The sequence below is a fragment of the Dermatophilaceae bacterium Sec6.4 genome, from assembly GCA_039636865.1.
Lineage (GTDB): Bacteria > Actinomycetota > Actinomycetes > Actinomycetales > Dermatophilaceae > Allobranchiibius.
In genome coordinates this window covers 1,137,634-1,152,235 of the sequence record CP144172.1, presented here as the reverse complement: position 1 = coordinate 1,152,235, position 14,602 = coordinate 1,137,634, and the positions used below count along the sequence as shown (strand labels likewise).

The 14,602-nt window shown below is 63.7% G+C and carries 20 protein-coding genes; 3 read left to right on the top strand and 17 right to left on the bottom strand.

Annotation, left to right across the window (positions count from 1 at the left end; all coding sequences use genetic code 11):
- Positions 1–34 precede the first annotated feature (34 nt).
- The 17 genes from rpsQ to V3G39_05590 all read right to left on the bottom strand — a co-directional run bounded on the left by rpsQ (position 35) and on the right by V3G39_05590 (position 11,886).
- On the bottom strand, positions 35–334 hold the full coding sequence (rpsQ, locus tag V3G39_05670; GenBank protein XAS77525.1) for a 30S ribosomal protein S17: 300 nt from the start codon (positions 332–334) through the stop codon (positions 35–37).
- Position 335: 1 nt separating this feature from the next.
- Positions 336–590 carry a 50S ribosomal protein L29 gene (rpmC, locus tag V3G39_05665; GenBank protein ID XAS77524.1) on the bottom strand — a complete coding sequence of 85 codons (255 nt, stop codon included), beginning with the start codon at positions 588–590 and terminating at the stop codon, positions 336–338.
- On the bottom strand, positions 590–1,009 hold the full coding sequence (gene rplP / locus V3G39_05660) for a 50S ribosomal protein L16 (protein ID XAS77523.1): 420 nt from the start codon (positions 1,007–1,009) through the stop codon (positions 590–592). The genes rpmC and rplP overlap by 1 nt, the downstream gene beginning before the upstream one ends.
- Positions 1,009–1,833, bottom strand: a complete 825-nt coding sequence (rpsC, locus tag V3G39_05655; protein ID XAS77522.1) for a 30S ribosomal protein S3 — start codon at positions 1,831–1,833, stop codon at positions 1,009–1,011. The genes rplP and rpsC overlap by 1 nt, the downstream gene beginning before the upstream one ends.
- Before the next feature lie 2 nt (positions 1,834–1,835).
- Positions 1,836–2,219: a 50S ribosomal protein L22 gene (gene rplV / locus V3G39_05650; protein ID XAS78185.1), complete on the bottom strand. Its 384-nt coding sequence runs from the start codon at positions 2,217–2,219 to the stop codon at positions 1,836–1,838.
- Positions 2,220–2,271: 52 nt separating this feature from the next.
- Positions 2,272–2,553, bottom strand: a complete 282-nt coding sequence (rpsS, locus tag V3G39_05645; GenBank protein ID XAS77521.1) for a 30S ribosomal protein S19 — start codon at positions 2,551–2,553, stop codon at positions 2,272–2,274.
- A gap of 3 nt (positions 2,554–2,556) precedes the next feature.
- Positions 2,557–3,396: a 50S ribosomal protein L2 gene (rplB, locus tag V3G39_05640; protein XAS77520.1), complete on the bottom strand. Its 840-nt coding sequence runs from the start codon at positions 3,394–3,396 to the stop codon at positions 2,557–2,559.
- Between the two features lie 67 nt (positions 3,397–3,463).
- Positions 3,464–3,769, bottom strand: coding sequence for a 50S ribosomal protein L23 (gene rplW / locus V3G39_05635; GenBank protein XAS77519.1), 306 nt, complete (start codon positions 3,767–3,769; stop codon positions 3,464–3,466).
- Positions 3,766–4,422: a 50S ribosomal protein L4 gene (gene rplD / locus V3G39_05630; GenBank protein XAS78184.1), complete on the bottom strand. Its 657-nt coding sequence runs from the start codon at positions 4,420–4,422 to the stop codon at positions 3,766–3,768. The genes rplW and rplD overlap by 4 nt, the downstream gene beginning before the upstream one ends.
- A 5-nt stretch (positions 4,423–4,427) precedes the next feature.
- Positions 4,428–5,093, bottom strand: coding sequence for a 50S ribosomal protein L3 (gene rplC, locus V3G39_05625; protein XAS77518.1), 666 nt, complete (start codon positions 5,091–5,093; stop codon positions 4,428–4,430).
- 19 nt (positions 5,094–5,112) lie between these two features.
- Complete coding sequence (gene rpsJ, locus V3G39_05620; protein ID XAS77517.1) at positions 5,113–5,421, bottom strand: 30S ribosomal protein S10; 309 nt, start codon at positions 5,419–5,421, stop codon at positions 5,113–5,115.
- Positions 5,422–5,914: 493 nt separating this feature from the next.
- Complete coding sequence (locus V3G39_05615; protein XAS77516.1) at positions 5,915–6,937, bottom strand: hypothetical protein; 1,023 nt, start codon at positions 6,935–6,937, stop codon at positions 5,915–5,917.
- A gap of 4 nt (positions 6,938–6,941) precedes the next feature.
- Positions 6,942–8,267, bottom strand: coding sequence for a hypothetical protein (locus V3G39_05610; GenBank protein ID XAS77515.1), 1,326 nt, complete (start codon positions 8,265–8,267; stop codon positions 6,942–6,944).
- Positions 8,264–9,049, bottom strand: coding sequence for a TauD/TfdA family dioxygenase (locus V3G39_05605; GenBank protein XAS77514.1), 786 nt, complete (start codon positions 9,047–9,049; stop codon positions 8,264–8,266). Before V3G39_05605 ends, V3G39_05610 begins: the two co-directional genes overlap by 4 nt.
- A 47-nt stretch (positions 9,050–9,096) precedes the next feature.
- Positions 9,097–9,957 (bottom strand): class I SAM-dependent methyltransferase, encoded by an 861-nt coding sequence (locus tag V3G39_05600; GenBank protein XAS77513.1) that lies wholly within the window; start codon positions 9,955–9,957, stop codon positions 9,097–9,099.
- Between the two features lie 4 nt (positions 9,958–9,961).
- Positions 9,962–11,185 carry a sedoheptulose 7-phosphate cyclase gene (locus V3G39_05595; protein XAS77512.1) on the bottom strand — a complete coding sequence of 408 codons (1,224 nt, stop codon included), beginning with the start codon at positions 11,183–11,185 and terminating at the stop codon, positions 9,962–9,964.
- 32 nt (positions 11,186–11,217) lie between these two features.
- Complete coding sequence (locus V3G39_05590; protein ID XAS77511.1) at positions 11,218–11,886, bottom strand: HAD-IA family hydrolase; 669 nt, start codon at positions 11,884–11,886, stop codon at positions 11,218–11,220.
- Positions 11,887–12,051: 165 nt separating this feature from the next.
- Between V3G39_05590 and V3G39_05585 the strand changes: the two genes are divergently transcribed.
- The 3 genes from V3G39_05585 to V3G39_05575 are packed head-to-tail and all read left to right on the top strand — an operon-like array spanning position 12,052 to position 14,562.
- Positions 12,052–12,630 carry a TetR/AcrR family transcriptional regulator gene (locus V3G39_05585; protein XAS77510.1) on the top strand — a complete coding sequence of 193 codons (579 nt, stop codon included), beginning with the start codon at positions 12,052–12,054 and terminating at the stop codon, positions 12,628–12,630.
- 40 nt (positions 12,631–12,670) lie between these two features.
- On the top strand, positions 12,671–13,654 hold the full coding sequence (locus V3G39_05580) for an ATP-binding cassette domain-containing protein (protein XAS77509.1): 984 nt from the start codon (positions 12,671–12,673) through the stop codon (positions 13,652–13,654).
- Entirely contained in the window at positions 13,651–14,562 is a 912-nt protein-coding gene (locus V3G39_05575) for an ABC transporter permease (protein XAS77508.1), read from the top strand. The genes V3G39_05580 and V3G39_05575 overlap by 4 nt, the downstream gene beginning before the upstream one ends.
- The last annotated feature ends 40 nt before the right edge of the window (positions 14,563–14,602 follow it).

Below are 14,602 nucleotides of genomic sequence, written 5' to 3'. Positions count from 1 at the left end.
GATGAGTACCGGAGTAGGGCAGACCGTTGATGGTCTACTTGGCGCGTTCGAGGATCTCCACCACGCGCCAGCGCTTCTGCGCTGAGAGCGGGCGGGTCTCCATGATCTGCACGCGGTCGCCGATACCGCAGTCATTGGTCTCGTCGTGCGCCTTCACCTTGCGGGTGGTGCGGATGACCTTGCCGTAGAGCGGGTGCTTGACCCGGTCTTCGACCTCGACCACAACGGTCTTGTCCATCTTGTCGCTGACCACGTAGCCCTGCCGCGTTTTGCGGTAGTTGCGCTCGCTGTCGGTCACGGTCTTCTCCTGCGCACTGTTCTCTGTGTCAGTCATGTCAGCTCACCTTCGACGATTTCGAGGCAGGCGGAGCCTGACCGATACCGAGCTCACGTTCACGCATCTCGGTGTAGATACGGGCAATATCCTTGCGGACTGCCCGCAGGCGGGAGTTGTTCTCCAACTGGCCCGTTGCGGACTGGAAGCGCAGGTTGAACAGCTCCTGCTTTGCTTTGCCCAACTCTTCGTCGAGGCGCTCGTCATCGAACTCGCGTAGCGCCTCCGGCATGAGGTCCTTGGAACCGGTAGCCATCAGAAGTCACCACCTTCACGCGCGACGAAGCGACACTTCATCGGCAACTTGTGCATCGCCAGGCGCAGGGCCTCGCGTGCAACATCTTCGGATACACCGGACAGCTCGAACATGACCCGACCGGGCTTGACGTTCGCAACCCACCACTCGGGCGAGCCCTTACCAGAACCCATCCGCGTCTCCGCAGGCTTCTTGGTGATCGGGCGGTCGGGGTAGATGTTGATCCACACCTTGCCGCCACGCTTGATGTGACGGGTCATTGCGATACGAGCGGACTCGATCTGGCGGTTGGTGACGTAAGCGGGCTCGAGAGCCTGGATGCCGAAGTCACCGAACGTGACGCGCGTGCCGCCCTTGGCGGCGCCGCTGCGACCTGGATGGTGCTGCTTGCGGTGCTTCACACGACGGGGAATCAACATCAGGCCTGCACCCCCTCAGTGGATGCGCCAGCAGCTGCGGGCGCATTCTCTGCAGTAGCGGGAGCGTCGTCACGACGAGGACGGCTGGCGCCGCGATCTGCACCAGGACCGGTGCGGGGTCCACGGTCATCACGGCGACGTGCCGGCCGTGACGGGGCCGCGGCCTGCTCGCGGGCGAGCTCCTTTGCCGTGATGTCACCGTTGTAGATCCACACCTTCACACCGATGCGGCCGAACGTCGTCTTGGCCTCGTAGAAGCCGTAGTCGATGTTCGCGCGCAGCGTGTGCAGCGGTACGCGGCCTTCGCGGTAGAACTCGGCGCGGCTCATCTCGGCGCCGTTGAGTCGACCGGACACCTTCACCCGGATGCCCTTGGCACCCGCGCGCTGGCTGGACTGCATGCCCTTGCGCATCGCACGACGGAAGTTCACCCGAGCGGTCAACTGCTCGGCGATACCCTGTGCGACCAGCTGAGCGTCGGCCTCTGGGTTCTTGACCTCGAGGATGTTCAGCTGTACCTGCTTCGCGGTGAGCTTCTCCAGCTCGCCGCGCAGCCGGTCGGCCTCGGCGCCGCGGCGGCCGATGACGATACCCGGGCGAGCGGTGTGGATGTCGATCCGGACCCGGTCACGGGTGCGCTCGATCTCTACCCGGCTGATGCCCGCGCGCTCCATGCCCTTGGACATGAGGCGCCGGATGGCAACGTCTTCCTTGACGTAATCGCGGTATCGCTGACCGGGCTTGTTGCTGTCGGCGTACCAGCGGCTCTTGTGCTCGGTGGTGATGCCGAGACGGAAACCGTTCGGGTTGACTTTCTGGCCCATGACTACCGGCGACCTTTCTCGGTGTTGTTGACGGGCTTGACGGGCTGAGTCACCTGCACCGTGATGTGACTGCTGCGCTTGAGGATCTGGCTCGCACGGCCCTGTGCCCGCGGTCGGAACCGCTTCATGGTGGGACCTTCGTCGACATATGCGACCGTGACCACGAGGGTCCGCTCGTCGAATGCCTGCGAGTACTTGTCGGCAGTGAAGCGGGCGTTGGCCACGGCGCTGCGAAGCACCTTCAGCACCGGCTCGCTCGCCGTCTGGGGAGCGAATGTGAGCACGTTGATGGCGTCCGAGACCTGCTTGCCGCGGATCATGTCCACGACACGCCGGGCCTTCTGGGGCGTCACCCGGACATACCGGGCAGAAGCTTCGGCCTGCATCGCACTCCCTTCGGAGATGGTGTCTGTAGTAGTCATCACTGTTGCACCGCGATCAGCGGCGGCGCCCCTTCCGGTCGTCCTTCTCGTGACCCTTGAAGGTCCGGGTCGGTGCAAACTCGCCGAGTTTGTGACCGACCATCGACTCGGTCACGAAGACCGGGACGTGTTTGCGGCCGTCGTGCACAGCCAGCGTGTGGCCGAGCATGTCGGGGGTGATCATCGACCGGCGGGACCAGGTCTTGATCACGTTCTTGGTGCCTGCTTCGTTCTGGACATCCACCTTTTTCTGCAGGTGGTCGTCCACGAAGGGACCCTTTTTCAGGCTACGTGGCATGTCTTACCGCTTCTTCTTTCCAGTACGACGGCGACGCACGATGAGCTTGTCGCTCTCTTTGTTCGGGCGGCGGGTACGGCCTTCGGCCTGTCCCCACGGGCTGACCGGGTGACGTCCACCGGAAGTCTTACCCTCACCACCACCGTGCGGGTGGTCTACCGGGTTCATGGCGACACCACGGACGGTCGGGCGTTTGCCCTTCCACCGCATCCGGCCGGCCTTGCCCCAGTTGATATTGCTCTGCTCGGCGTTACCGACCTCGCCGATAGTGGCGCGGCAGCGGACGTCGACGTTGCGGATCTCACCAGAGGGCATCCGCAACTGCGCGTAAGCACCTTCCTTGGCGACCAGCTGCACGCGGGTACCGGCAGAACGGGCGATCTTGGCGCCGCCACCTGGACGCAGCTCGATGCAGTGCAGCACCGTACCGGTCGGGATGTTGCGTAACGGCAGGCTGTTACCGGGCTTGATATCGGCCGAAGGGCCGTTCTCGATCGGGTCGCCCTGACGCAGCTTGTTCGGGGCGATGATGTAGCGCTTCTCGCCGTCGGCGTAGTGCAGCAGCGCGATACGCGCCGTGCGGTTGGGGTCGTATTCGATGTGCGCGACCTTGGCCGGCACGCCGTCCTTGTCATTGCGACGGAAGTCGATCAACCGGTAGGCGCGCTTGTGGCCACCACCGATGTGTCGGGTTGTGATCCGACCTGCTGAGTTGCGACCACCGGTCTTGGTGAGCGGGCGAACCAGAGACTTCTCCGGTGTCGAGCGAGTCACCTCGACGAAGTCCGCCACGCTCGACCCACGCCGTCCCGGCGTTGTCGGCTTGTACTTGCGGATAGCCATTACTTGTCCTTACGTCCTTGTCCCTCGAAGTCCATGTGTGCGAAATGCATTTCAGCAACTCAGCCGGTCAGCTGACGGTGCCGAAGATGTCGATCGCACCTTCCTTGAGGGAGACGATCGCGCGCTTGGTGTCCTTGCGCTTGCCGAGACCGGCCTTGGTCCGACGCGTCTTGCCCTTGCGGTTGAGCGTGTGCACCGAGTCGACCTTGACTTCGAAGATCTTCTCGACAGCAATCTTGATCTCGGTCTTGTTCGACCGCGGGTCGACCTCGAAGGTGTACTTACCCTCATCCATCAGGGCGTACGACTTCTCCGAGACAACCGGCTTGATCAGGATGTCGCGGGGGTCCTTGTTGTGGATCCGGCTGGTCATTTCGCGTCCTCCGTGATCTTGGCGGCCTGTAGCGGTCCGGCAAGGAATGCATCCAGCGCTGCCTTGGTGAATACCAGGTCGTCCGCGCAGAGCACGTCGTAGGTGTTCAACTGGTCGGCGTACAGCGTGTGCACGGCTTCCAGGTTGCGGACCGAGAGCAGCGAGTTGCGCTCATCGCGACCCAGCACGACCAGGAGGTTCTTGCGCTCACTGACATTGCCGAGCAGAGTCGCGGCGGTGCGGGTCGAAGGCGAGTCGCCGTCGACGAGCCCCGTGTAGACGTGAATTCGGCCGTGGCGTGCCCGGTCCGATAATGCTCCGCGCAGGGCAGCAGCCTTCATCTTCTTCGGGGTTCGCTGGCTGTAGTCACGCGGCTTCGGGCCGTGAACGACGCCACCGCCTGCGAACTGCGGAGCGCGGGTCGAACCCTGACGGGCGCGGCCGGTGCCCTTCTGCTTGTAAGGCTTGCGGCCACCACCACGGACTTCGCCGCGGGTCTTGGTGGAGTGCGTGCCCTGTCGTGCAGCAGCGAGCTGCGCAACGACGACCTGGTGGATCAACGGGACGTTGGTTGCGACGTCGAAGATCTCGGCGGGCAGTTCAACTGTTCCATCGGTCTTACCGGCGGGGGTCTGAATGTCGAGCGTAGTCATGGCGATCATGCGCCTTTCTGCGTCGACTTGGCCGCAGTGCGCACCAGCACGAGCCCACCCTTGGGGCCGGGAACGGCACCCCTGATGAGCAGTACGCCGCGCTCGGCGTCGACCGCGTGAATGGTCAGGTTCTGTGTGGTCTGGCGTTCGCCACCCATCCGGCCGGCCATCTTCATACCTTTGAAGACACGGCCCGGAGTGGCGCAGCCACCGATCGAACCAGGCTTGCGGTGGTTCTTGTGCGAACCGTGGGAGGAGCTGACGCCGTGGAAGCCGTGGCGCTTCATGACACCTGCGAATCCCTTGCCCTTGGTCGTGCCGATGACATCGACCACCTGGCCGTCGCCAAAGGCTTCCGCCGTGACGTCCTGGCCGAGCTGATACTGCGCGGCGTCCGCCGTGCGGATTTCCACCAGGTGGCGGCGGGGTGTGACCCCAGCCTTCTCGAAGTGTCCGAGCATCGGCTTGGTCACCTTGCGCGGGTCGATCTCGCCATAGGCGAGCTGCACCGCGTGGTAGCCCTCGCCCTCGCCACGCACCTGGGTGACGACGCACGGGCCTGCTTGCACCACGGTGACGGGAATGAGCTTGTTGTTGGCATCCCACACCTGGGTCATGCCGAGCTTCTTGCCGAGAACGCCCTTCACGGGGCGCTCAGTCGTGTGTGTCATGAGTGAGTCACCTACCGATCTAGAGCTTGATCTCGATGTTGACATCCGCCGGCAGGTCCAGACGCATAAGCGAATCGACGGCCTTCGGAGTCGGGTCAATGATGTCGATGAGACGCTTGTGGGTGCGCATCTCGAAGTGTTCGCGGCTGTCCTTGTACTTGTGCGGCGAACGGATAACGCAGAACACGTTCTTCTCCGTCGGCAGCGGCACCGGGCCTACGACTGTTGCGCCGGCACGGGTAACCGTGTCGACGATCTTGCGCGCCGAGCTGTCGATGACCTCGTGGTCATACGACTTCAGCCGGATGCGGATCTTCTGTCCCGCCATCTGAGTGCGTCTCTCTCTCGCCGTCATCTTGCCTGTGAAAAGAACTTGTAGTCCGCCGGACTGCTCCGACCCCCGCGCTCGGGTGTGTCGCCCTCACGCCGGATCGACGCGCTGAACGGTACTTCTAACCCGGGGGTGTTCTCGGATCCGGATGGACCCAGCCTGCGCTTCCCTGCACTACCGGTTCCCAGCCATTGGGCCACGAACCTCAGGAGTGAAAGGCGGCGGGAGCGAGGCACCTGCCCTCGCACGCTCCGGAGAACGTGCGAACTGGCCTGTGCTGATCGACACCCACGCGTCAAGCAACTTGAGCAGTCTGCCAGAGGGCGCGGCTCGCTCCAAATCGAGCCTGCAGCAACGACGGCGACCTGGCGCATCCCGCCGGGCGCGCTGCCACTGCGAGATGTCAGTATCGGAGGGTCGTTGAGCATAAAAATGTTCCGAAATTGACATCTCGACGGAATCCGAGCCGGCTCGCCCACCCTGGCAGGCGTCAGGAATTCAGCGTCTGCGCGAGGGTGATGGCAAATAGCTCGGATACCTCGATACCAGCGGCTTTGGCCATCACGGCGAGCACGCTGGAGTTCGCGAACGAGCAGTAGAGGCTGGCTTCCAGGAAGAACGGTCGGCCAAGCGGATCGATCCGAAAGTCGAAAAGGCTGTAGTGACGGGCACCCATTGCCTGGTGACAGGCCAGAGCTGCCGCCCACACGGGTTGCGTCGCCGGGTCGTCGGTCGGCAGTATCCAGGCGTGCTCGACATCTTTGGCCATCAGCCGCAGGTCTCCGTCGTCGGCCGATCCGATCTTGTCGGCGTGGTCGCGGATCGGCTTGCGATCCGCATCGACGTTGTATTCCTCCAGCGGCAGCGGCACGAGTTCACCGTCCAGCTCGAAGATGCCGGCACGCACTTCCCTGCCCAGCTCGACATAGGCCTCCACCAGCACCGTGTCGGAGTACCCGAACGCCAGTGCCAGTGCCGCGTCGTACTCGCTGTCGCGGCGGACCAGGCTGATTCCGAGCGAATTGTCGGCATCGACAGGCTTGACCACGACGGGCGGAGTCAGCGTCGGGTGGTCACCGACCCGCAGCGACTCCCCCTCGGGCACCCGCACACCTGCCGCTGCCACTACTGCCCGGGCGCGCGCCTTGTGGGCACCCAGGGCCATCGTGTCGGGCCGATTGCCGAGATAGGGCAACCCGATCACTTCCAGGAGTCCCCGGTACGCGGTCATACCGGGGATACAGAACAGCTGCGGGAGCACAGCATCCAACCCCGACTGGGTCAGCCGCTGCACCGCCGCGCCGACCGTCATCCGCGGGGCGTCGTCGATCGCCTGGTGGCTCAGGTCCGTCGGGAAACACCACTGCCCGCCCGGCAGCACGTATGCGGGGACCATCTCGTAACGCGCCGGATCGGCAGTCGCAGCGAGCGCATCCGAGGCATAGAGCCGCGACAGGTCGGCATAGAAATCGCTCACCGGTGAGCCGGCCAGGTGCAGTACACGCGTGGTCATGGCCTCAGTCCCCCGCCGCCTGCACGATTTTGCCGATATTGAAGTCCACCTTGATCCATTCCTTGCAGGTCACCAGGTTCGTCAACAGCAGCGAGGGGATCTGCAGGTGATGCACCAGCAGGAAGGGCATCGGATCAGCTACGTCGAAGATCGCGTCCTTGCCCTCGGCGATGACGCGCAGCCGCTCCCGCACCGGACCGTATCCGGTGAGCAGCCGCCATACCTCGTGATAGATCCAGTACGTCGGCTTGCTGGCAGGCGTGGGTGTGACCAGCGGGTGGCCGTCCTGCAGGTAGGCGCCGGCCAGCTGCTCACTCTGGTCGTAGAACATCGTGATCGCCGAGTGGGTGCGCGGGTTGCACTCGATCGCGTAGATCGATCCGTCCCGCGAGGATTCAATGAAGTCGAACGACATCTGCCCGGTCAGTTCGTGGTGCGCCACGAACGTCGTCACCCACTCCTGGATGCGAGGTTTGTCCACCGATTCGTAGTTGATCTGGAACGCGGAGGAAGGACAGCAGCAGTACACCTGTACCCGCCCGGCGCGTACCGTTCCGTGCGTGCAGTACTCCCGCCCAGGAATGAACTCCTGCAGGATCCACGGATTCTCCGCCGAGATCGTTTTGCCTGCCAGGAAAGCGTCCAGCGTGCTCTCATCCGGCGTCGGCAACCGCGTCAGGTCGAGTCGATTGACCGGGTCGTACGCGAGATTCTTCAGCACGTAGGACGTCTGCCCCGATCCGAAGTCGAAGTCACGCAGCTGTTGCTCGGAGGTGATCCGGAAACACTCGGGCACCCGGACCCCCGCCTCACGCGCCATCGCTGAGAACTCGAATTTGTCGTCCAGCGCCATGATCTGCGCCGGAGTGCCGTGCACCACCTCGCAGTACGGCGCGAGGAGCTCACCTGCCATTGCATCGGGATACGAGGCGGCCGGCGCACACACCGGGATGTAGACATCCACCTTCTCAGCGCGCACGATCTGCAGCAGGGCATCGGCGTACCGGGGATCGGTCGGCGCAGGCACCGTGTAGAACTTTGCTACGGCGAAAGAAAAGCGGTGCCCGGTGAACCGGTATTTGGCTGCCTCCACCAGGACCACACGATGGCCTGCGTTGTGGAATGCGCGGGCCAGCGCAAGTGCTTTGGTCATCTTGCCGCCGCTGATCAGGATGGTTCTACGCTCGCTGGCCTCAGGCAGAACTGCCTGCATCGACCGTGGTCGGACCAACGCCCCCGCTGTCCAGAGCAGGTTGAGCGGCAGCGCGACCTGCAGTACGGCGAGCGCTGCCGTCGTCTTCAGGGTGGAGCGAACGGCGGCACCGATCACGCGGGCACCGACTGCGGGTAATCCGCGACCATTCCGCGGTGCATGACCCGGTCACCCACCACCCCGGAATGGTCCGCACGATGCAGCACGCATCCGTTGTCCCACATGACAACATCTCCGGCCGCCCAGGAGTGTCGGTAGAGGTTGTCATCGGCAGTGGAGTGCGCCAGCAGATAGTCCACAATTTCCCTCGACTGTTCCTGGCCCATGCCGCTGACTGATTCACAGCGTTTGGCAGTTGTCAGATACAGCGACACGTCACCGGTGACGGGGTGCTGGCGGAAGATAGGATGCTGCGCCGAGCGCTCCTCGTCCTCGCCAAGTTCCAGCCCGGTCACCACGTGGGTGATCGTACGGTCCCGCAGATCACCTTTGACGTCGTCCGGAAGCGTCTCGTAGGCGCGGTACTGGTTGGAGAAGAGTGTCTGGCCGCCCTCGCTGGGAATCTGTACCGCACGCAGTGCCGTGTAGGCCGGGGGCCTGCTCACGTAACTGGTGTCGACGTGGAATTCACTTTTGGGCGGCACCTTGCGACCGACATTGCTGATCAGGTTGAGGTCCTCATGGCCCTCGACCGGGGTCTCGCCCACCGAGAACGTCATGGTCCCGAACGAACGCAGAAAGCGCGTGAAGACAGTGTCGCTGATGTCCTGATCCGGGAAGACCAGAACACCGTGCCGGGCCAACAGGCCCTGCAACTGGCCGACGGTGTCGGCATCTATGGTTGCGAGATCCAGGCCCCGTACCTGCATTCCGATCGGGTCCAGTGCAGTGGTCTGCATGTCTGCTCTCCTCTTGGTGGCAACGGCCGGTCACCCGGCGCGGCTGCTCAGGTATCGGTCCTGCGAATCAAGGTCAGTCCGTCTCGCAGCGGCAACAGCACCTGCTCGATGCGGGCGTCAGAAGCCACCATCTCGTTGAACCTGGCGATTGCCGCGCCGTTGCCACTGGGCTGCCCCGGCTTCCCTGTCCGCCACGGCTCGCCCTGCATCAGCGTGTTGTCGACGCAGATCAGGCCTTGCGGTGTCAGTAGATCCGAATCCAGCACAGCCGCCAGGTACTCCCCGTAGCCGGCTTTGTCGGCGTCGATGAACACCAACTCGAACTGCTCGCCGGACTGCGACAAGGACGCCAGCGTCTCCAGGGCGGGGGCGACCCGCACATCCACCTTGTAGCCGGCGGTGGAGTCCGCAAAACACTCCCGCGCGATGTCGGCGGCGTACGCATCGATCTCGCACGCCACGATCGACCCGTCCGGCCCCATCGCCTCGGCCATTGCGAGCGCCGAGTATCCGGTGAACATGCCGATCTCCAGCACCCGCGAGGCGCCCGTAGCATGCACGAGCATCTTCAGGAACTGACCCTCGACATGCCCCGAGAGCATCTCCTGCTCCAGAACACCGCAGCCCCCACCAACGGCAGAGCTGCCTGCTCGATCGGCCCAGGACTCCTCTCGGGTACGGGCGGCGAGGCGACTCAGGTCCGGTGACTCCGGCGTCGTACACGCCTCGAGGTAAGGGTCCAGACCCACCACGAGATCGCGACATCGGGCCAACCGCTCCCGGACGCTGTCATCCAGGGACGTGTCGGCCGCCAGATCCCGCACCAGCGCCGACAGCTCGTGACCGGCGATTGCCACCGGCGTCACGGGCCTCGGCATCGGGCTGACCCAGATAGCTGGTTCGGTCATCGGGTCACCGCGAGTGAACCGGTGCGGAGTCGATGAACATGTCCTCGCCCTGACCCTCGCGCGGGTACTTGCGCGCCGTCTCGCGGTGGGCCTGCAGCGTCTCGCGCATCTCCGCCTCCGGAAGGTCGTTGATGAAGGCGCAGCTACCGATCGGGTTCGGCACTGCAGCTCGTAGCAACCCGTCGCGCGTCTGCACGATCGACTCGGTGCCGGTCTGCAGCAGCTCCGGCGTGAGGTAAGGACTGTCCAGGGTGAGGCCGATGTTGCTCATCAACCAGAAGATGCGGTCACGTTCGCTGACGCTGATCATTCCCCGTCGCTCGGCGAGGGTGGTGGAGAAGGCCATATCAATATTGACCGCGTGCCCGTGGAAGTAGGGCACGTCGGGGGTCAGCTCCAAGGTGGGACTCCAGGTGTGACCGAAGGCGATGACCCGGTCCAGGTCCAGCTCCTGCAGATTCGGCACCTCGAGCCTGAGCATGGTGTCGATAGCGTCGTAGGTCACCCGGTGGGCGATCTCACGCAGCTCGGGCGTGCCGTCCAGGTGCCCGAAGCGGGTGGTCAGCAGATCCTCGCCGTACTTCTCCATCAGATTGAAGATGCTGGCGTTGCCGACCACCGCGATCTTGAGCATCTCGGCCATCCCGTTGCGGACCTGATCGATCGGCAGCGTCTGCAAAAAGGAGAAGTCCAGAATCACCTGTTGGGATGCGTGGAAGGCGCCGAGCCGGTTCTTGTAATGACCGTGGTTGACCGCAACCTTGATGGCAACGCTGGCGTCGATCAGCCCGATCAACGTGGTCGGGATGCGGATGTAATTCGTCGCACGCCGGAACGTTGCGCAGGCCAGGCCGGCGACATCGGTCGTGAGGCCTCCCCCGACGACCAGGACCGGCTCCTTACGCACGAGCCCGAAGGCTCCGAACGCGTCGATGATCTTCTCCAGGGTGGTCAACGACTTGTCCGGCTCCGCAATGCGGATGGCGAAAATGGTGAGCGCAATCTCGTGGTGCTCGAAGTACGCCTCGATCTTCTCGCGGTAGAGCGCCAGAACCGTCTCGTCGATCACCATCAGGGTGCGGCCCCACGCGCGATATGCGTCGGCGAGATGGCTGTTCTCGACAGCAAATACGCCATCGACGTAGGTAAGGGAGTATTCGATCTTCTCGTACGCCTGGACATGGAACGAGGTCTCGGTGGCCTCGACGGAAGCGGTCGGGTCGGGCATCTTCAGGTCCTGTCTCGGAGGTTCTTGGTAACTCAGTTGGCGGTGATCAGTGAGGCGAGCTCGTCGAACTGCACCTGATGGACGCGTCGGTCAGCTGCGGCGAAGTCCTGACCGGAGGTGTTTGCATTGGGGAAAGCCACGCAGGTTATTCCGGCAGCCTGCGCCGCCCGGACGCCCTCGATGTTGTCCTCGATCGCGACGCAGTCGTCGGATTTCACATGCAGGCTGGTCAGTGCGAACTCGTACGCATCACCGGCCGGCTTTCGCTGGTCCACGTCGGTGACGTCGACGATGATGTCGAACTGGTCGACCCGGATCTGCGGGTGCAGTGCGTCCAACATCGCGGAAATGTTCCGGCGCGACGTCGTGGTCACCAGACCGACCGACATCCCGGCGTCCACCGCGTCCTGAATCGTCTGGGCGACGTCATCGCGGGGAACGATGTTCGACTCAGCGAGGTCACGTTGAAAGATCTCGGACTTCGTCCGGTGGATGGCGTCCGCGTCGACGGACTCACCACGCGATTGCGCGTAGGCAGCGATCCGGTCGCGGCCTCCGCTCTTGTCGAGCATCGCGAGGTAGTCCGAGCGATCCCAGACCCAGTTCACGTCATGCGCGACGAAGGCCTTGTTGAAGGCTTCGCGCTGCAACTCGGAGGTGTCGGCGATCGTGCTGATCGAACCGAACAGAACAGCTGACATGTGGGGCTCCTAGGTTGATCTGGACCGACATCCACCGACCTTCGACCGCAGAGGCTTCCGGATTTGCGCCAGGACCCCCACACCGGTTTTGGCAGTGGGGGTCCTAATGGACTAGAACAAAGCTAGTGGACAATCCGTCCATTAGGCAACCAGGAGGTGACCGGCGTGGCACTGACCGCCTCCCCGACCGAGGAACCAGTTGATGCCCGGGTCGTCCGGACCCGTAACGACATCCTCACCACCACCCTGCAGGTACTGGTGGATGAAGGCCGCGAAGCGGTTACCCACAACCATGTGGCGCGAGTCGCCGGCTATTCGCGGGCGACCGTCTACAAACATTGGCCCACCAGGTCAGATCTGCTGTACGAAGCCTTCGCCTGGTTGCGGCAGATGCCGCACCACGCGGCGACGGGCAATCTGCGCAATGACCTGATCGCTGAACTGACGATGTTCCGCGCTGCCATCGAGGACTACCACCTGGATCAACTGCTCGCGGTGCTTGCCGAGCTCGCGTCCTCCGATCCGCGGATGGCGGTCATTCGGGACGAAATGGTGCGGGACGGTGAGGCTCCGTTGCGGACCATGCTGGCGACCGTCGCCGACGGCGAACGATTCGAAGCCGCTGCACTGATGCTTTCCGGTTTCGTCTCGAATGCCGCGATGATGCATGACACGCTGCCCAGCGACGCACTCATCGCCGCAGCCGTCGACATCGCCCTACTCGGCATTGCACATGCCGAATGATGGGCCACGAGAACAGCTTCCCCAGGTAGTTTGAGGGACTATGGACACGACGAGACATCATCGGCACAGCCCGCAGGGTGAGTGGGCGATCCACACCGAATCGCTGGCGAAGACCTACTCCGGCGCCGATGCTCCCGCCGTGCAGGCGCTGGATCTGGACGTGCCGACGGGCGAGATCTTCGGATTGCTCGGACCCAACGGAGCGGGCAAGACCACCACGGCAGGGATGCTGACGACCAGGGTCATCCCCACATCCGGACGAGGCTTCATCGCCGGCATCGACATCGTCAAGCAACCGTCGCTGGCCAAGCAGGTCACCGGGATCGTCTCCCAGCAGAACACCCTGGACCGGGCATTGACCGTGCGGGAGAACCTCTACTTCCATGGTCGCCTGTTCGGCTACAGCGCCAGGTCCGCGCGCTCCACGGCTGATGAACTGCTGGCGGACTTCCAGCTCACCAAATGGGCCGACCGGTCCGTCTTCACCCTGTCAGGAGGCCTGGCGCAACGGCTGATGGTTGCGCGGGCGATCTTCCACCGCCCGGCGGTGCTTTTCCTGGATGAGCCCACAGCGGGGCTGGATCCCCAGAGTCGCCTTGCGCTGTGGGAGAAACTGCGGGAGCTGAACGATGACGGTCAGACGATTCTGCTGACCACCCACTACATGGAAGAAGCCGACCAGTTGTGCGATCGGGTCGCCATCATGGATCACGGCACTGTTCTCGCGTTGGGCACTCCCGCCGAACTGAAGAAACGGGTCGGCGCCGATACCGTGGTCACCATCCGCGCAGCCGGTGATCAGGAAAGACTGGGCGATCTGCTGGCTGCGGAACTGAACGGGGTTGCCGAGCATCGGGTGCGTGGGGAATCTCTGGAGCTGCACATCGACGGAAGCGACCGCCTCGTGCCCCGGATCGTCCTGGCCGCTGAGAAGGCCGGCTACGACATCCTGGATCTGTCGGTGTCCGAACCCAGCCTGGAGACCGTTTTCATCGACCTGACCGGAAAGGAACTCCGCGAATGAGCAGCCCCACAGCACCGGCCGCAGTGCCCGCAGTGCCCGCAGTGCCCGCAGACAGAGCGTTCATCTCCGATGCTCCGACCCGAAGTGTCCCGCGCGCAGCGTGGACCGCACTCGGGGCTTTGATGCTGCGCGACGTCACCGTGCTGCGCAAGGACTGGGGGCTGTTCGTCCTTCGCACGATCATCCAGCCTTTTCTGCTGTGTTTTGTATTCCTCTACGTGTTTCCCAAGATCGGCCAGGGCATCGGCGGCGGCAAAGGTAAGGGCGGCCAGTCGGACTTCGCGACCGTGCTCGTACCCGGGGTGGTCGGCATCTCGATCATGTTCCAGGGAGTGCAGTCGATTGCCCTGTCGATGGCCCAGGAGTTCGGCTACACCCGCGAGATCGAGGACCGCGTTCAGGCGCCCTGCCCCATCTGGCTGGTGGCCATTGCGAAAGTGCTGTCCGGCGCAGTGCAGGGGATCATCTCCGCGATCATCGTCCTGCCGATCGCATCGGTCGTGCACGCCAACGGGGTGCAGGCCCACCTGCACCTGCACTGGGCCGTCATTCTGACCTTGGTACCGCTGGCCTGTGTCGCGATGGCCGGCCTCGGCCTGGTTCTCGGAACCAGTTTCCAACCACGCAACATCGGCCTGATGTTCGGGTTCATCATCCTGCCGATCACTTTCCTCGGCGGCACCTACTATTCCTGGACCACGCTGTCGCCAGTGACGATCGGCGGCTTCCACTGGCTGCAGACCCTCGTCCTGATCAATCCGCTGATCTACGTGAACGAAGGAATGCGGGCGGCGTTCACCCAGGCACCACACATGACACTCTTCGCGATCTACCCGGTAATTCTTGGGTTCGCCGTGGTGTTCCTGACCATCGGCCTGCGCAACTTCCGCCGCCGCGTCCTGTCCTGAGACCATCACAAACAGTGCGGTGAACGGGCGTTCCCGTTCA